Below are 17,514 nucleotides of genomic sequence, written 5' to 3'. Positions count from 1 at the left end.
AGCGTCACACGTTCTTGGCCAGCCAGCGGTCCAGGGCGTTGGCGAATTCCCGACGGTCGACGTCGGAGTAGCCCTTGGGACCACCGGTATGCTCGCCGCTGGAACGCATCGTTTCCATGCCAGCCCTTATATGAGCCGCATTTGCACCCGGTGCAGATGCGTCAGCGTCACACGTTCTTGGCCAGCCAGCGGTCCAGGGCGTTGGCGAATTCCCGACGGTCGACGTCGGAGTAGCCCTTGGGACCACCGGTATGCTCGCCGCTGGAACGCATCGTTTCCATGCCAGCCCTTATATGAGCCGCATTTGCACCCGGTGCAGATGCGTCAGCGTCACACGTTCTTGGCCAGCCAGCGGTCCAGGGCGTTGGCGAATTCCCGACGGTCGACGTCGGAGTAGCCCTTGGGACCACCGGTGTGCTCGCCGCTGGAGCGCATCGTTTCCATAAAGTCCCGCATTTGCACCCGAGCACGGATGTTGCTGTGATCCAGCGCTTCGCCACGATTGGTCATCACGGCTGCGCCCTTTTCGATGGCTTCCTGAGCCAGCGGCAGGTCAGCGGTCACCAGCAGGTCGCCGGGCGTCAGGCGACGCACGATCTCGTCGTCGGCGACATCGAAGCCGCTCGCCACTGCCAGCGGCTTGACCCACGGAGAGGGCGGCAACGGCACCTGATGGTTGGCGACGAACCAGGTCGGCGTTTGGGTACGCTCCGCAGCGCGCACGATGATCTCGCGCGCGACACGCGGGCAGGCATCAGCATCGACCCACAGGCTAGGCATTAACGGCTCCCGAAAAAGGTTGGAATGGCGAGGGCTACAATGGTAGCATGCGCTCTCCTCGCATGTGTTGACCCCCACCATCATGACGAATTGCACCCGCCCACGTTGGGTAGGGATGGCAAGCTTTCGCAAGACGCCAGGCGCGATGATCCGCGACCAAGCGCTGTGACCGGGCTCGCCAAGTGTTCGCCCGGGGCAGGCTAAAGGCCTCGCCCAGTGCGTCTGGATTTGTAGATGGAGCGCCCACTGCCAGTCGGCAAGGTGCCAAGGTCGCCACAGCGGTTCGCCGAGAGTTTCTGGCAAGCCCAAGCGCTTGTTTGATGCTCGTTTGATCCGGGTTCTGCCCGTGTCTTGAGGTGAACCGAATGCCAGGTGCGACCGGCGTCCCAGACTCCGCCCCGAGCCAGCCCCACGACGGGTGGCTCGCATTCGACCCTACAGGCCCTTTGTGGATCCTGTGCTATTGCGTGTTCCGGGTCGGGGACGCCAACAATTTCTGTTGCCGGTACTGACCGGCCTACCAAGGTGTGATTGATGACCTCGACTTCTGTCGCCTCGCCGAGCTTCGGCGAAATGGCACTGCTGCCTGCCGTGCTGACTGCCCTCGATACGCTGGGCTACGAAACTCCCTCTCCGATTCAGGCGCAGACCATTCCTGCCCTGCTCGAAGGCCGTGACATGATCGGCCAGGCCCAGACGGGTACCGGCAAGACCGCAGCCTTCGCGCTGCCGATTCTTTCGCGCATCGACCTCGCTCGCCGTGAGCCGCAGGTGCTGGTGATGGCCCCGACCCGCGAACTGGCTCAGCAGGTCGCCGTGTCTTTCACCAAGTACGGTCAGAATCTGCAGGGTCTGCAGGTCGCTACCCTTTGTGGTGGTCAGGAATATCGTGAGCAGCTCAGCGCACTGAAGCGTGGCGCACAAGTCGTGGTCGGCACACCGGGCCGTATCATCGATCACCTGGATCGTGGCAGCCTGAAGCTTGATGGCCTGTCTGCGCTGGTGCTCGACGAAGCCGACGAAATGCTGCGCATGGGCTTCATCGATGACGTCAAGCGTGTCGTCGCCGATACCCCGAAAGACGCGCAACGCGTGTTTTTCTCCGCGACCCTGCCGACCGAAATCGAGCGCATCGTCAATCGCTACCTGGTCGATCCGGTCAAGGTCGCTATTGAATCCGCCAAGGGTACTGCCGACAGCATCGACCAGCGCCTGGTGCGTGCCGAAGGCGGCGCCAAGCTCGAGGCGCTGTCACGCATTCTCGAGGTCGAGCCGGTCGATGGCGCTATCGTCTTCGTGCGGACTCGTGCCGCCTGCACCACCCTGGTCGAGCAGCTGACCGCACGTGGCGTCAACGCCGCTGGCCTGTCCGGTGATCTGGACCAGAGCCTGCGCGAGCGCACCATCACGCGCCTCAAGCGTGGCAAGGTCGACGTGCTGATCGCGACAGACGTGGCCGCTCGCGGCCTCGACGTTCCACGCATCACTCACGTCATCAACTACGATCTGCCGCAGGACTCGGAAGCCTACACACACCGTATCGGCCGTACCGGTCGTGCCGGTCGTAGCGGCGTGGCGATTACCTTTGCCGGCTTCCGTGAGACGCGCAAGGTTCGCTGGATCGAGCAGGCGACTGGCCAGCACATGAGCGACATGGCGCTGCCTGACGAAGCGGCGATCCGTGCTCATCGCGACGAAAAATTCTATCAGCGCGTGATCGGCACACTGACCGCTGGCAGCGACGAGCAGCGTGCACTGATCGAGCGCATGGTCGCTGAAGGTCATGACCCGGTCGAGCTGGCCTGTGCCTTCGCCGCCATGGCCCGCGCCGATGAAGCACCGATCGGTCGTATGCAGGCGCCGAAAGAGAGCAAAGAGCGCAGCGGCCGTGACAGCCGTGACGGCGGCAAGCCGAAGCGTCGCGAGAGCAGCGCGCCGCGTGAAGGCATGACGCGCTACCGCATCGCCGTTGGCCACAAGGATGGCGTCAAGCCGGGGCAGCTGGTTGGTGCGCTGGCCAATGAAGGCGGTATCGAAGGCGCGCGTATCGGTCGCATCGATATTCGCAACGCCTTCTCCGTGGTCGAGTTGCCGAGCAACCTGCCTGCCAGCATCCTGACCAAGATGGCCCGCGCCAAGGTCGGTGGCCGTCCGCTTGAGATCAGCGAAGACAGCGGTGGCGCGCCGGAGCGTGCACCGCGCCGTCGCAATAGCGAAGATGCGCCGATTCGTCGCCGCTCGCAGGCCTGATCACAGGCTCATCCAGGACGTGAGGCTTACTTAGGCTCTCGTACCAAAGGGTGATGGCACAGCGACAGCCGTTAGCGGATAGTCGAAGGTGCCAAGGCAGCAACCACGCAGGCCGGGGATTCCCCGGCCTGCGTTTTTTATGGACAGTTTTATGGACAGGCCCCGGACGGGGTATCGAGTAGGAGGTCAAGGATGTGGCAAGGAATGTCGTGGCGACTGCGCGGCTATCTGATCACCGGGCTGGGCGTGTTGCTGCTGTCGCCGGATGCGCTCTTCGTCAAGGATACCGAGGTCGATGTCGCCACCTTCATGTTCTGGCGGGCCCTGCTGCTGGGGACGGTGCTGAGCCTGGTGGCGGTGGCACGCTATGGCCGCGATCTGCCGGCGGCGGTACGTGCCTGTGGGCCGGCGGCGTTGTGGTGCCCCTTGGCTTTCGCCGCCGGTGCCTGGACTTTCGTGATTGCCAACCGGCTGACCGCCGCCGGCAATGTGCTGGTGATCCAGAACCTGGCACCGCTCATCGCCGGGCTGATCGGCCTGTTGATCTACGGCCAGCGGCTGCGTCGTCAAACCTGGGTGATCATCCTGCTGTGTGTCGCCGGGGCCAGCCTGATGGCGGCCGGCGAGATGGGCAAGGGCAACCCGCTGGGGCTGATCGTGGCGCTGGGTCTGCCGTTGGCGTTGGCCATCAATACGAGCGTGGCCAGCGCCCAGAAGGGCGTGGATACCACCGTGATCCTGCCGCTTGGCTGTGTGGTGATCTTGCTGCCGGCGCTGCTGCTGGGCGGTGCCACCCTGCCACCTACCGCTGATCTCCAGCGCCTGGCGCTGCTGAGTCTGGTCTTCCTGCCGGGTGCCTACTTCTGCATTCAGACCGGCCCGCGTTACTTGGCGGGGGCCGAGGTCAGCCTGATGATGCTGCTCGAGACCCTGGTCGGGACCCTGCTGGTCTGGTGGTGGATTGGTGAGGCCCCGACGCCGCTGGCCTTCGTCGGTGGCGCGCTGATCATCGCCTCGCTGCTGGGCGGTGGGCTGCTGGACCTGATCCGGCAGCGACGCAAGGCCGCCGCCGGTGCACCCGTTCCGCAAACCGTGCTGGTAGATGACGGCCGCGTAGAAAAGGGAGGCACCGAAGCGTCAAAGAGGCGCCGCTGAACTCTCTGTCGATGCCAGCAGTCGTAACGACGTCATTCAGGCGGGCTGTCCATGCCGAGTGGAAGTAAAGGGGGTGTCCGTGTCAGCCGGTGTGGCGCCGCCGGTTGCGCGACAAGTTCACGCAGGCTTGTCATCAGCGCCGCCGCACCCGGCGATAGGCGCCGATCCCGCAGGCTCACCAAACCGTAGGGCTGTACGCTGAGCGGTTCTTCGAAGGGTAGCTGGCGAAAGCGCTGTGGTGCGCACAGCAGGTCCGCGGCCTCGCGCGTGGTAACGGTCAGGGTGTCGGACTTGTCGACCAGCGCCAGGGCGACCATCAGGTCGGCGGTGTCGACGATCTGTTTGGGCGGGCTGACCCCATGGTACAGGAAGAGGCCGTCGACGCGCTGTCGCATCAGCGCACCGGGGGGTTGCATGGCCCAGGGATATTGCGCCATTTCCTGGAGCGTTGGTGCCGGGTGTCCCGAGAGTGGGTGGCCCTCGCGACACACAAAGCACAGCGCTTCCTCGCCGATTTCCTCGAACACGAAGCGTTCCGAGGGGAAGCCGGCGGGGACGCGGGTAATGGCGAAGTCCAGCTCGCCCTCGAGCAGTCGGTGTACCAGGTCCTTGCTGACGCCCACATCGACGCTGATCTTGAGGCCGGGCAGATCGCGATGGACGCGCTCGATGGCGCTGGTGAGGAGTGTCACGGCGGGGGCCATCACGGTGCCGACGGCCACCATGCCCGCGTTGCCGGCCTTGAGGGCATTCAGTTCCTCACCGGCGTGATGGAGCTCCGACAGAATATCCTGCGCATGGCGAATCAGGGATTCCCCATACCAGTTGGGCGTCACGCCGCGGGCATGTCGGTCGAACAGGGTCAGGCCGAGCTGTGTTTCAAGATCGCCGAGCAGCTTGGAGGCTGCCGGCTGACTCATGCCCAGACACTCGGCACTTCGATGCAGGTTGCGGTGTTCGTTGAGGGCGATGAGTAGCTGAAGGTGGCGGATCTTCAGTCGAGCGCGAAGGAACCAGTCCTCGGGCAGCGGGGAATGGGTATGAGAGTGTTTCATGGCGCGACAACGCTTGATGGGTGGCAAAGCATGGCAAGCATGATGGGTCCTTGTCAGATGGCGTCGGCCCGCTTGCCGACGGCGAGCGCGTCCCGCGCTCCCAGAGATGTGACATGGCGGTATTGGGCGATTGTTCTACAGCAAGCCGCCGTGGCCACAACAGTGGACTTTTAGCTAGAGTGGATAAGCCGAATATCACCTCGTGTTGGGGTGATGGTCCGATCACGATCAACTCAGGAGTGATAATGGCGAATACCCCTCTTCATGAAGCCCCCTCTCACCCTGTCGAAGCCCTTCCCTTCGGCACACTTCCCGATGGCCGCGGCGTCACCCTGTACCGCCTTACCAATGGCAACGGCTTACAGGTCGAGGTCATGAATTATGGCGGTATCATCGTCTCGCTGCGCGCGCCGGACCACGCCGGCCGGTTCGAAGACGTGGTGCTCGGTTTCGATACCCTGGAGGGCTATCTGTCCGAGGACTACCGGCGAGCCAACCCGTATTTCGGCGCCCTGATCGGTCGCAATGCCAATCGCATCGCGCGCGGCCAGTTTAGCCTGAATCGCGAGACATATGTGTTGGCCACCAACGATGGCGACAATCATCTGCATGGTGGCGAGCGGGGCTTCGATCGCAAGCTCTGGGCAGCCGAGCCGTTCAGCTCGCCCGGTGGCCAAGGGGTGGTACTGAGCTACACGAGTGAGGCGGGTGAAGAAGGCTATCCCGGCCGTCTGATGGTCAGCGTGACCTATACCCTGACCGACGATAACGCGCTGGAGGTGCGCTATCGTGGCGAAACCACCGCGACCACGCCCGTCAACCTGACCCAGCACAGCTATTTCAACCTGGCCGGTCAAGGCCATCCCAGTATTCTCGACCATGTTCTGACCCTGCACGCCGATACCTTCACGCCGGTCGACGAGACATTGATTCCCACCGGCGAGATCCGTGATGTGGCCGGCACGCCCTTCGATTTCCGCGAGCCGACCCGTATCGGGGCACGCATCACCGAAGCCGATTCTCAGCTAGAGCGAGCCGGCGGCTTCGATCATAACCTCGTGCTCGCCCGCGCGGGCATGCCAGACGATGCGCTGATCAGCGCGGCTCGTGTATGGGAGCCCGGCAGCGGGCGGGTGCTCGAGGTCGAGACCACCGAGCCGGGGCTGCAGTTCTACTCGGGCAATTTTCTCGACGGCAGCCTTCTGGGCAAGGGGGGCGCCTCCTACGTCAAACGTGCCGGGTTGGCATTGGAAACGCAGCATTTCCCCGATTCGCCCAATCAAGCGGCTTTTCCCTCAACGCTGCTGGCACCTGGCGATACCTATCACTCGCGCACGGTGTATCGCTTCTTAACCGCCAAACCTGACGCCTGAGCATCATAGCTAGCCCCTTGAAGCCGCCCACGGGGCGGCTTCTTGCTGTGGGCATGGCCTTTTCCCTCTACCGATTTGCCACTTTAGTCCCGTGGCGCCGAGAGCGTATCAAGGGCTGATCCCACAGCCTGTGTGGGACGCTATTCATGTCATATCAAAAAATATATCAGATGTAGCGATTATGGGTATTAGATGGTTATACCTTGAGCTGGCTAGGGTAAGGGGTGTTATCGGACCCATTCCGTAGCTTCGTAGTGATAGCTAACCCACAACGACAATAATCTCCCCCATGAGGGGCTCAAGGAGAGTCAGCATGACACTCACATCGCGTTTCGCTCGCCTGGCGCTTGGTGGCGCCATCGCTCTCGCCTCGCTGGGTAGTGCCCAGGCGCAGGATGACGTCACGATTGGCTTCATCGTCAAAAAACCCGAACAGGCCTGGTTTATCAATGAGCAGAAAGCCGCCTCTGAGCTGGGCGAAGAGGAAGGTTTTGAGGTGGTGCGTCTGGCCGGTGAGGATGGCCAGCAGGTGCTGAGCGCCATCGACAACCTCCACGCCCAGGGCGCTCAGGGTTTCGTGATCTGCCCACCGGACGTGCGGCTGGGGCCTGCGATCATGAATCGCGCCAAGCAGTACGACATGAAGGTGGTCACCGTTGATGACCGCTTCGTCGGCCCCGACGGCGAACCCATGGAGGGTGTGCCGCATCTGGGTATGTCCGGCTACAAGATCGGCCAGCAGGTCGGTAACGCCATTGCCGATGAGATGGACGCTCGCGGCTGGGATCCTGAAGAAGTTGCCGCACTGCGCATCACCAACTATGAGCTGCCGACCGCCAAGGAACGCACCGATGGTGCGACCGACGCGCTGCTCGAGTCAGGCTTCCCCGAAGACAACATCTTCGATGCGCCCCAGCAGAACAGCGATACCGCCAGCGCCTTCTCGGCCGCCTCGCCGGTGTTTGCCAAGCGTGGCGACTTTGAGCACTGGGTCATCTTCGCCCTCAATGAGGAAAGTGTGCTGGGCGGCGTGCGCGCCAGCGAGCAGTACGGGCTCGATGCCGAGGACGTGATCGGCGTGGGCATCAACGGTTCCGGGGCGGCCTTCGCCGAGTTCTCCCGCGAGACGCCCACCGGTTTCCACGGCACCGTGGCAGTGAGCTCCACCATGCATGGTCGCAAGAGTGCAGAGAACCTCTATGAGTGGATCACAGAGGGCGAAAAGCCGCAGGCCAACACCGTGACCGGTGGCACCCTGATGACGCGTGATAACTGGGAGTCCGTGCGCGAAGACCTCGGCCTTTGATCCTGCCTGCCCGGCCCCTGGTGGGCCGGGCTGTCCGTCCGCTGTGGAGTCTGCCCCTATGTCAGAACCCTATCTGCGTTTCGACGGCATCAGCGTCGAGTTCCCCGGAGTGCGTGCGCTGGACCAGATGAGTTTCTCGGCCCATGCCGGCCGGGTACATGCCTTGATGGGCGAGAACGGTGCCGGCAAGTCGACCCTGCTCAAGGTGCTCAGTGGCGTCAATCGCGTCACCGAAGGTGCCCTGTGGCTGGATGGCGAGCGCCATGTCTTCGCCAACGCCCGCGAGGCCCTGGCCCGGGGTATTGCCATCATTTATCAGGAACTGACGCTGTCGCCCAACCTGTCGGTGGCCGAGAACCTGCTGCTCGGTCAATTGCCGGTACGAGCCGGTTTCGTTGATCGTCGCCGCATGCGCGAGGAGGCCATGCGCATCCTGCGGGACCTCGGCGAAGATGCCATCCATCCCGCTACCAAGGTACGCGATCTATCGATCGGTCAGCAGCAGATGATCGAGATCGGCCGCGCGCTGTTGCGCGACGCCAAGGTGATCGCCTTCGACGAACCGACCAGTAGTCTCTCGGTCCAGGAAATCCGCCAGCTCAAGCGTATCGTCAATCGTCTGCGCGACGAGGGACGCGTGGTGCTGTATGTCACGCACCGCATGGAAGAAGTGTTCGAGATGTGTGATGCCGTCACCGTGTTCCGTGACGGCAAGCACATCCGCACCCATGAAAGCCTCGACTCGCTCGACCAGGACACCCTGGTCAGTGAAATGGTGGGTCGCGATATCGAGGACGTCTATGGGTACCGTTCCCGGGAACTCGGCGACGAGCTGATGGCCATCGATGGCATCGATGGCAAGGGCCTCAATGCACCGGTCAGCTTCGATGTCAGGCGAGGCGAGGTTTTCGGCCTGTTCGGTCTGGTCGGCGCCGGGCGCAGTGAGCTGATGCGGCTGGTCTGTGGCGTCGAACGCCCGCGTGCCGGTGAAGTGCGTTTTGGTGGTGAGCCGCGTCACTTCCGCTCGCCCACCGAGGCGATTCGTGCCGGCATCGCCATGTGTCCGGAGGACCGTAAGTCTCAGGGTATCTTTCCCATCGCAAGCGTCACCGACAACCTCAACATCAGCTGTCGGCGCTTCTTCAAGCGTTGGGGAGTCTTCCGCCAGCCATCACTCGAGCTTGCCAATACCCGCGAGTATATCCAGCGCCTGAGCATCAAGACGCCTGGCCCGCGGACCCGTATCAACACCCTGTCCGGCGGTAATCAGCAGAAGGTGATTCTGGCGCGATGGCTGTCCGAAGAGATCGAACTTTTCGTCATGGACGAGCCGACCCGGGGCATCGACGTCGGCGCCCGGCGCGACATCTATAACCTGCTCTACGATCTGGCCGACCAGGGCAAGAGCGTGGTGGTGATCTCCAGTGACCTGGCCGAGGTTAGCTCGATCTGCGACCGCATCGGGGTCATGCGTGATGGCGCTTTGGTCGACATCGTGGCACGCGATGAGGCGACACCGGAGCGCTTGCTGGGCCTGGCACTGCCTGCCTGAACCATCTCACCGCGTCTGAAAACACCTTTATTGCGAGAGACAATCCTATGACTACGCAAAAGACTGTGCAGGGCGAGGGCAATGCTTCGACCCAGCCACAGGGCCGCCAGGGGCTGACCAAGCCGCTGCGGACCCTTCTCGATACCTCGGGACTGATCGCCATCTTCGCCGTGCTGTTCGTGGCACTGTCGGTCTTCATCCCCGACTTCTTCACCGGTCGCAACATGATCGGGCTACTGCTCTCGGTGACCCTGATCGGTACCATCGCCACCACCATGATGATGGTGCTGGCCTTGGGCGAGGTCGACTTGTCGGTCGCTTCCATCGTGGCCTTTGCCGGGGTGGTCGCCGCGGTGGCCACCTCCGCTTCGGGTAGCGTCTTCATCGGCGTGCTCGGTGGGGTGGTGGCCGGCGGTGCCGTGGGGGCCTTTAACGGTTTCGTGGTGGCGCGCTTCGGCATCAACTCCCTGATTGCCACCCTGGCAGCCATGGAGTTCGTGCGTGGCCTGGCCTACATCACCTCCGGTGGCGATGCGGTGATGATCACCGTGCCGGCCTTCTTCGATCTGGGCAGTGCCTCCTTCCTGGGCCTCACTCTTCCGGTGTGGACCATGATCGCCTGCTTCGTGATCTTCGGTATCCTGCTCAACATGACGTCCTTCGGACGCAACGTGCTTGCCACCGGTGGTAACGCCGAAGCCGCCGCCCTGGCAGGGGTCAATGTGCGTCGCTTGAAGATCATCGTTTTTGGTCTGCAAGGCGTGGTTGCCGGCATCGCCGGGGTGCTTTTGACCTCGCGCATGGGCCTTGGGGATCCCAATACCGCACTCGGCCTGGAGCTCGCCGTGATCTCTGCCTGTGTGTTGGGTGGCGTGGCGCTGTCCGGGGGTATCGCCTCGATCACTGGTGTGCTGGTCGGGGTGTTGATCATGGGCTGTGTGCAGAATGCCATGGGCCTGCTCAACGTGCCGACCTTCTATCAGTACCTGGTGCGTGGCGCCATCCTGCTCTTGGCGGTGATGTTTGACCGCTGGAAGCAGACTCGGCGACAGCAGTCCTGACGTCTCCTGTCCCCGCCCCGTTGGAAGGCGGCGGGGACAGAAGTGGCGCCCCTTTATGGTAAGGAGACGGTGATGCTCGATGCCTCGACACTGGAATGTGTATGGCCGGCGCGTGCTCGACTGGGTGAAGGCCCGCTCTGGTGCCCCGAGAGGGGTAGTGCGGGGCAGCTGCTGTTCGTCGATATCCTGGGTGCCCGGCTGTTGGCATTCGATCCAGAAAGCGGCGCGACGCATGACTGGCCGCTGGGTGAGGCCTGCTGCTGGTTGGCGCCCCGTGACGACGGCGACGGCTTTATTGCCGGCCTGCGTTCTCGCCTGGTGCATCTGCGCCTCGAAGCGAGCGGGCCGCAGTGTGTCGCGGTTTGGCCCACACCAGAAGACGAGCCCACGGGCAATCGCTTCAATGACGCCAAGATCGACCGTGAAGGGCGGTTGTGGTTCGGCTCCATGGACGATGCCGCCGTCGATGCCAGCGGTTCGCTTTACTGCCTGACGGGGCGGCAACTGCAGCGCCACGATGATGGCTATCGCGTCGCCAATGGACCGGCGATTGCACCGGATGGCCGCACCCTCTATCACAGCGACACCCCGCGCCGCGTGATTTACGCCTTCGATCTTGCCGCCGATGGTTCACTGTCGAATAAGCGCGAGCATATCCGCTTAAGCGAGACTCAGGGCTTTCCCGACGGCATGACCTGTGACGCCGAAGGCGGGCTCTGGGTGGCGCACTGGGAGGGCGGTCGTGTGAGCCGCTTCGCCCCCGACGGCCGTCTCGACGAGACATTGCCGCTGCCCGCCTCGCGGGTTACCTCTTGTGCCTTCGGTGGCCCCAATCTGGATGAGCTCTATATCACCACCGCGGCAGAGGAGCGAGATGCCGAGGGCCTGGCCGGCGGGTTGTTCCGCGTCAGACCCGGTGTCAGGGGCATGGCGGCCACCCCCTTCGGTGTGAATGCTTCATCTGATGTGTCGCGTTCACGCTCCTGAGCGGGTCACTACGGGGTCTCAGCTAAGACGTTTACGGCAGCACGCAAGGCTCTAGGGCGAACAAAAGAAAGGCGAGCGAAGAGGTAGGAATGAACGAAAGAGGGGCGGCCCGTTGGGGCCGCCCCTTTTGTTGGTGTCGTTGTGTGTGGGTTTGATCAGGTGTTGGTGGGGCAAAAGGAACGAAGGCGTCGTCTCAGCGCCCCTTGGCCATATGGGCCTGCCACTGGCGAATGCCGAAGGTCCAGGGTGGCAGCCGGTCAGAGCGGTCGACGCGGTTGACCAGTGCGCCAAGCGATGGCGTGGCGATGGTTACCGTATCACCGAGGTGATGAGTGAAGCCTTGCCCTTGGCCGTCGCGGTCCTGAATCGGCGAGAACATGGTGCCCAGGAACAGCATCACCCCGTCGGGGTACTGATGGTGATCGCCGATGGTCTGGGCGATCAGGTCCAGCGGGTCGCGGCTGATCTCGGCCATGTCGCTTCCGTCATCCAGCACAAAACCATCATCATCGCCTTCGATGCGCAGCGACACCCGTGCCTTACGCACCGTGTCCAGGGTGAAGCGCTCATCGAACAGGCGGATGAAGGGGCCAAGCGCACAGGAGGCGTTGTTATCCTTGGCCTTGCCCAGCAGCAGGGCGCTGCGGCCCTCGACGTCGCGAAGATTGACGTCGTTACCAAGCGTTGCGCCTCTGGCACGACCGGCGGCGTCGACCGCCATCACGATCTCAGGCTCCGAGTTGTTCCACTTCGAGCCCGGATGCAGACCGACGCCTTGCCCGTAGCCCACCGCCGATAGCGGCTGCGCCTTGGTGAAGACCTCGGCGTCCGGGCCGATACCCACTTCCATGTACTGCGACCAGGCCTCGCGGGCCTGCAGTTCCGCCTTCAGCGCCATGGCCGCTTCGGAGCCAGGCTTGATCTGCGACAGGTCGTCGCCGATCAGCGCCTGGAGTTCACTGCGAAGCTCGCTGGCACGGCCCGGATCGCCCCCGGCCTGCTCCTCGATCACCCGCTCAAGCAGGCTGACGGCGAAGGTCACGCCGCAGGCCTTGATCGCCTGAACATCACAGGGCGCGAGCAAGTATGGCGCCATAGGTGAGTCCTGACGCGAGTTTTCAAGCAAGGCCTCGACCGGGCCTAAGGACTCACCCTCGACCGTTGCCACGAACTCGACCGCATCGTCGCGGTCGAGCAGGTCGGCCATGCAGGCACAACTGGCCGTGATATCGAGCACCTCACCGTTGCGCACCACCACCAGGGCAGGGCCCTGGTGGGGCGTATCGCGCCATACCCGACCGACCAGTAGCGCCTGGTCGGCATCATCGGGCAACGCTATCGCGGTAGGAGCGGTCATGGGCGTCTCCTCAGGCCTCACGCTTGCCATCGACCAGGCGGCTGACGCCTTCCGGGTTACCGTCGCGCAGCGCTTCGGGCAACAGGCCCTGGGGCAGGTTCTGGTAGCACACCGGACGCAGGAAGCGATGGATCGCGGCACTGCCCACCGAGGTGGTGCGCGAGTCAGAGGTCGCCGGATAGGGGCCGCCGTGCACCATGGCATGGCAGACCTCGACGCCGGTCGGCCAGCCGTTGGCCATCACGCGGCCGGCGCGACGCTCGAGGATCGGCAACAGGCCGCGGGCAGCGTCCAGGTCGCCATCGTCCATCTGCAGGGTCGCGGTCAGCTGGCCTTCCAGATGCTCGGCCACGCGTGCCACTTCGGCCTGATCGGCGCATTCGATCACCAGTGAGGTGGCACCGAAGACCTCGGCCTGCAGGGCGTCGTCGGTCAGGAAGTCGGCCGCCTTGGCGACGAACAGCCCGACCTGGCAGGTGTGGGGGCCGTCGCCGACCGGACCACGCGCTACTTCGCGGGCATGGCTGCTTTGCGTCAGGCCCTCGACACCCTGGGTGTAGGCGTCATGGATGCCCGGGGTCAGCATGGTATGGGCCGGAGCACCCTTGACCGCCTCGCCGGCGGCGTCAAGGAACGCCTCCAGACCCTCACCCTGCTGGGCGATCACCAGGCCCGGGTTGGTGCAGAACTGGCCGGCGCCCATGTTGAGCGAGCCGACGAAGGCTTCGCCCAGTTCCTTGGCGCGGCTCTTCAGGGCCTCGGGCAGCAGGAACACCGGGTTGATCGAGCTCATCTCGGCATAGACCGGGATCGGCTCGGGACGCTCCTGGGCGGCTTGCACCAATGCGGTGCCGCCGCTGCGCGAGCCGGTGAAGCCGACCGCCTTGATGCGCGCATCGCGGACCAGGCCCTGACCCACTTCACGGCCGGAGCCGTACACCAGCGAGAACACGCCTTCGGGCAGGTTGCACTTGGCGACGGCGCGTTGCACGGCGCGGCCGACCAGCTCAGAGGTGCCGGGATGCGCGGAGTGCGCCTTGACGACCACCGGGCAGCCAGCGGCCAGGGCCGAGGCGGTATCGCCGCCGGCCACAGAGAAGGCCAGCGGGAAGTTGGAGGCACCGAAGACGGCGACCGGGCCCAGGCCGATGTGGCGCTGACGCAGGTCGACACGCGGCATCGGTTCGCGCTCGGGCAGCGCCGGGTCGATACGCACGTCGAGCCATTCGCCGGCACGCACCACGGAGGCGAACAGACGCAGCTGGCCGCAGGTACGGCCGCGCTCGCCCTGCAGGCGAGCTTGCGGCAGGCCGGATTCGGCCACGCCACGCTCGATCAGCGCATCACCGATGGCCTCGATCTCGTCGGCGATGGTCTCGAGGAAGCGTGCCCGCGCCTCGAGGCCAGTCTCGCGATACGTACCGAAGGCCGCCCAGGCGAGCTCACAGGCCTTGTCGACCTCGGCCTTGCCGCCGGCAGCATAGGCCGGCGACAGGGTCTCGCCGGTGGCGGGATTGATGGCGTTGATCGCCGCGCCATTGGCGGTCACGGCGCTTTGGCCGATCAGTTGTTTGCCTTCCAGTGTCATAAAGCCTCCTGGGTTTACAGGGAATGAATGGGGGATGCGGTGTCTTCGGTCGCGAACGTCAGTGGGTTGCGCAGCGTTCGACCGAAGGCCGGCAGGGCGATCTCGAAGCGATCGCCGTCACGGGTCTCAACGCCGTCGGCGAAGCTCAACGTCGCGGTGCCAAAGAAGTGCACATGAACGTCGCCGGGGCGCCGGAAACCGGCGTACTTGAAGTGATGATGCTCGAGATTGGCCAGGCTGTGCGCCATGTTGGCCTCACCGGTGAGGAAGGGTTTTTCCCATAGGGTTTCGCCGTCGCGCACGATGCGGCTGGTGCCTTCCAGGTTGTCGGGCAGCTCGCCGACCAGCAGTTCCGGACCGAAGCTGCAGTGGCGCAGCTTGGAGTGGGCCAGCCACAGGTAGTTGAAACGCTCGGTGACGTGGTCGGAGAACTCATTGCCGATGGCGTAGCCGACCCGCCAGGGGCGACCGTCATCGCCGTTCACGTAGAGGCCTGCAAGCTCCGGCTCTTCGCCGGCGTCTTCGGCGAAGGCCGGTACGGGCAGTGCCGCTTCCGGGGCCACCACGCAGTCGCCATCGCCCTTGTAGAACCACTCCGGCTGAGCACCGGTCTCGCCGGCGGCGGGCTTGCCGCCTTCCACGCCGAGCTTGAACATGCGCATCGAGTCGGTCAGCTCGGACTCGTCGGCTTGCGCCTTGGCGTGCATCGCTGAGCGGGTATCGGCGCTGCCCAGGTGGGTCAGGCCGGTGCCGGTGACCAGGCAATGCGCCGGGTCGGCGTGGGTCAGCGGCGGCAACAGGCGCGCCTCGTCGACCAGCTGCTGATAGTCGAGCCGTGTCTCGGTCAGCGCTGCCTCGATCACCTCAGTCAGAGGCTGGCTGTTGGCGATGGCACGCCGAGCCAGGGTGTAGGTGTCGGCCTCAAGCAGGCGGACCGTATGCTCGTTTTCGACCATGGCGGCGCGGGGCTCGCCCTGGTGCAGACATTGGATGATTCGCATTGCAGGTTTCCTCGACGTCCAGGAGAAGAAAGGAGTGTCAGGCGCCAGTCGAGCATCAAGTACCCCCATCATAGCGCCGGATCTCGGTTTATGTACAACATTAAGGGTTGTATGTTGGTCCTACCGCTTAGCCCACCAGCCACATGGCCAGGTTGGGCCAGAACAGCAGCGCGAACAGGACGCAAAGTTGCAGGCCAATGAAGGGCAGTACTGCGATGAAGATGTCCTTGAGGCTGACCTCGGGCGGCGCCACACCCTTGAGGTAGAAGGCGGCCGGCCCGAAGGGGGGTGACAGGAAGGAAACCTGCATGTTGACCGCGAACAGGATGCCGAACCAGATCGGGCTGTAGCCGAGCTCCACCACGATCGGCACGAAGATCGGTAGGGTCAGCATGGCAACGCCAATCCAGTCGAGGAACATGCCCAGCACCAAAAGGATCGCCATCATCACCAGAATGATCACGATGGGCGCCACATCGAGCCCCATGATCATCCCCGAGATGAAACGGTTGCCGCCCATCAGGTTATAGACCCCGACCAGCGCCGCGGCGCCGATGCCGATCCAGATGATCATGCCGCAGGTGGTCATGGTCTGGCCGAGACTTGAGTGCAGCGTCTTCACGGAAAACTCGCCGCGCAGCACGATCGCCAGCAGCACGCCGAACACGCCCATCGCGGCGGCTTCGGTCACCGAGGCGACACCGCCGTAGATCGAGCCCAGCACCATGAAGGCGATCAGCCCGGGTACGATGATGGCCTTGAGGGCCTGCCAGCGGTTGGAGAAACCGTCTTCGCGGTCGGCATCGGTCATCGGCGGCCCCATGTTCGGGTCGCGCAGGCAGCGCACCATCACATAGGCGATGTAGGAGCCCATCAGGATGACCGCGGGCGTAATGGCGGCGGTGAACAGATCGGCGATCGAGACGCTTGCGATCAGGCCATAGATAATCAGCACGATCGAGGGCGGCATCATGGTGCCCAGTGCCCCGCCCGCACAGACCACGCCGATCGACAGGCGCTTGTCATAACCAAGGCGCAGCATCTGTGGCAGGGCCAGGATACCCAGCAGCACGATCTCGCCGCCGATAATTCCAGAGAGTGCGGCCAGGAAGAAGGCCACCACGATGGTCTGCACGGCGACCCCGCCGGGCAGGCGGCCGGCGAATACCCGCATGGCATTGAAAAGATCCTTGGCGATGCCCGAGCGGTCGAGCAGCGAGGCCATCAACACGAACATCGGCACTGCCACCAGGGAGTATTCAGTGACAAAGCCAAACACGCGGCTGGTGACCAGCGGCAGGGCACTACCGCCGAACCAGCCGAAAGTGAAGGCGAGTGCTACCAGGCCAGTGATGAAAGCCAGCGGCAGGCCGGTCACCAGCAGGGCGAAGATCGCCCCGACCAGCAGGATCGTCGCGTCAGCGATCTCCATTATTGGGCTCCCTTATCGTCGGGCGTGGCAGTGGCGGGTTTGCCACGGAATGACTGAATGGTGTGGATGAAGGACTGAACGCACATGATGATCAGGGCCAGCATGATCATGCCCTTCACCAGCGCCGGAAAAGGCGGATTCCAGGAGGTGCCGGAGCGCTCGAGCGACCATTCGCCGAAGGGGTTATGCGAGGCATCCCAGAACATCAGAAAAGCGGCGTAGCTCATGGCCAGGCAGAACAGGAAGGTGACCAGGTCGTTGAAACGGTCGAGCCAGCGCTTTAGCCGCGGGCCGGCGGCATCGTAGAGAACGCGTACACGGATGTGCTGATTGCCGGCCAGTGCGGCGGGGCCGCCGAGGGCAAAACTGACCGCCACCAGCATGACCACGCTTTCGTGAACCCAGGACGTGGGCGAGTTGAAGCCATAGCGCATGATGACCTCGAAGACGCTGATACCCATGGCGATGAACACCAGCCAGGCAGCACCTCTGGCGCACCACACCACCCCGCGGTCGAAGGTACTGCGTACCGGGTTCGGCGCCTGGCCTTCGGCGGTTGCGGGGACGCGGTCGTCCTCGTCGCTCATGAGGGGATCCTCGTCGTGAAACGTTTGAGA

At 63.9% G+C, this 17,514-nt stretch carries 15 protein-coding genes and 1 pseudogene; 7 read left to right on the top strand and 9 right to left on the bottom strand.

Features of this window, described 5'->3' with window-relative positions:
* Positions 1-4: 4 nt before the first annotated feature.
* From HF027_RS01360 to HF027_RS01350, 3 genes and pseudogenes are all read right to left on the bottom strand, one after another.
* The gene (locus tag HF027_RS01360; RefSeq protein ID WP_425338652.1) at positions 5-130 is read right to left on the bottom strand and encodes a DUF188 domain-containing protein; all 126 of its coding nucleotides are present in this window, start codon (positions 128-130) and stop codon (positions 5-7) included.
* Between the two features lie 37 nt (positions 131-167).
* A pseudogene (locus HF027_RS01355) lies at positions 168-293 on the bottom strand (DUF188 domain-containing protein); the annotation flags it as partial.
* Between the two features lie 37 nt (positions 294-330).
* Complete coding sequence (locus HF027_RS01350) at positions 331-780, bottom strand: YaiI/YqxD family protein (protein WP_168012127.1); 450 nt, start codon at positions 778-780, stop codon at positions 331-333.
* A 534-nt stretch (positions 781-1,314) separates the two neighbouring features.
* Between HF027_RS01350 and HF027_RS01345 the strand changes: the two genes are divergently transcribed.
* Both HF027_RS01345 and HF027_RS01340 read left to right on the top strand, forming a co-directional pair.
* A complete protein-coding gene (locus HF027_RS01345; protein ID WP_168012125.1) occupies positions 1,315-3,030 on the top strand; it encodes a DEAD/DEAH box helicase in 1,716 nt (571 codons plus the stop codon).
* A gap of 192 nt (positions 3,031-3,222) precedes the next feature.
* Positions 3,223-4,185 (top strand): DMT family transporter, encoded by a 963-nt coding sequence (locus tag HF027_RS01340; RefSeq protein WP_245184395.1) that lies wholly within the window; start codon positions 3,223-3,225, stop codon positions 4,183-4,185.
* A gap of 32 nt (positions 4,186-4,217) precedes the next feature.
* Here the strand turns inward: HF027_RS01340 and HF027_RS01335 are convergent, their stop codons facing one another.
* Positions 4,218-5,240 (bottom strand): LysR substrate-binding domain-containing protein, encoded by a 1,023-nt coding sequence (locus HF027_RS01335; protein WP_168012123.1) that lies wholly within the window; start codon positions 5,238-5,240, stop codon positions 4,218-4,220.
* A 245-nt stretch (positions 5,241-5,485) separates the two neighbouring features.
* Between HF027_RS01335 and HF027_RS01330 the strand changes: the two genes are divergently transcribed.
* The 5 genes from HF027_RS01330 to HF027_RS01310 all read left to right on the top strand — a co-directional run bounded on the left by HF027_RS01330 (position 5,486) and on the right by HF027_RS01310 (position 11,519).
* Entirely contained in the window at positions 5,486-6,613 is a 1,128-nt protein-coding gene (locus HF027_RS01330) for an aldose epimerase family protein (RefSeq protein WP_168012121.1), read from the top strand.
* Positions 6,614-6,926: 313 nt separating this feature from the next.
* Positions 6,927-7,919: an arabinose ABC transporter substrate-binding protein gene (locus HF027_RS01325; RefSeq protein WP_168012119.1), complete on the top strand. Its 993-nt coding sequence runs from the start codon at positions 6,927-6,929 to the stop codon at positions 7,917-7,919.
* Between the two features lie 58 nt (positions 7,920-7,977).
* Positions 7,978-9,471, top strand: coding sequence for an L-arabinose ABC transporter ATP-binding protein AraG (araG, locus tag HF027_RS01320; protein WP_168012117.1), 1,494 nt, complete (start codon positions 7,978-7,980; stop codon positions 9,469-9,471).
* Positions 9,472-9,518: 47 nt separating this feature from the next.
* The gene (gene araH, locus HF027_RS01315) at positions 9,519-10,532 is read left to right on the top strand and encodes an L-arabinose ABC transporter permease AraH (protein WP_168012115.1); all 1,014 of its coding nucleotides are present in this window, start codon (positions 9,519-9,521) and stop codon (positions 10,530-10,532) included.
* A gap of 72 nt (positions 10,533-10,604) precedes the next feature.
* A complete protein-coding gene (locus HF027_RS01310; RefSeq protein WP_168012113.1) occupies positions 10,605-11,519 on the top strand; it encodes an SMP-30/gluconolactonase/LRE family protein in 915 nt (304 codons plus the stop codon).
* A 193-nt stretch (positions 11,520-11,712) separates the two neighbouring features.
* Here HF027_RS01310 and HF027_RS01305 read toward each other — a convergent pair whose 3' ends face one another.
* The 5 genes from HF027_RS01305 to HF027_RS01285 all read right to left on the bottom strand — a co-directional run bounded on the left by HF027_RS01305 (position 11,713) and on the right by HF027_RS01285 (position 17,484).
* Positions 11,713-12,876, bottom strand: coding sequence for a fumarylacetoacetate hydrolase family protein (locus HF027_RS01305; RefSeq protein WP_168012112.1), 1,164 nt, complete (start codon positions 12,874-12,876; stop codon positions 11,713-11,715).
* Positions 12,877-12,886: 10 nt separating this feature from the next.
* A complete protein-coding gene (locus HF027_RS01300) occupies positions 12,887-14,464 on the bottom strand; it encodes an aldehyde dehydrogenase (NADP(+)) (RefSeq protein ID WP_168012111.1) in 1,578 nt (525 codons plus the stop codon).
* A 14-nt stretch (positions 14,465-14,478) separates the two neighbouring features.
* The gene (gene araD1 / locus HF027_RS01295) at positions 14,479-15,465 is read right to left on the bottom strand and encodes an AraD1 family protein (protein WP_168012110.1); all 987 of its coding nucleotides are present in this window, start codon (positions 15,463-15,465) and stop codon (positions 14,479-14,481) included.
* Positions 15,466-15,592: 127 nt separating this feature from the next.
* The gene (locus HF027_RS01290) at positions 15,593-16,897 is read right to left on the bottom strand and encodes a TRAP transporter large permease (RefSeq protein WP_168012109.1); all 1,305 of its coding nucleotides are present in this window, start codon (positions 16,895-16,897) and stop codon (positions 15,593-15,595) included.
* Complete coding sequence (locus HF027_RS01285; protein ID WP_245184409.1) at positions 16,897-17,484, bottom strand: TRAP transporter small permease subunit; 588 nt, start codon at positions 17,482-17,484, stop codon at positions 16,897-16,899. Before HF027_RS01285 ends, HF027_RS01290 begins: the two co-directional genes overlap by 1 nt.
* Positions 17,485-17,514 lie beyond the last annotated feature (30 nt).

Source organism: Halomonas salinarum, from assembly GCF_012062845.1.
Classification (GTDB): domain Bacteria; phylum Pseudomonadota; class Gammaproteobacteria; order Pseudomonadales; family Halomonadaceae; genus Onishia; species Onishia salinarum.
The sequence above is the reverse complement of the archived record's forward strand: the minus strand, read 5'-3'. Positions and strand labels throughout refer to the sequence as shown.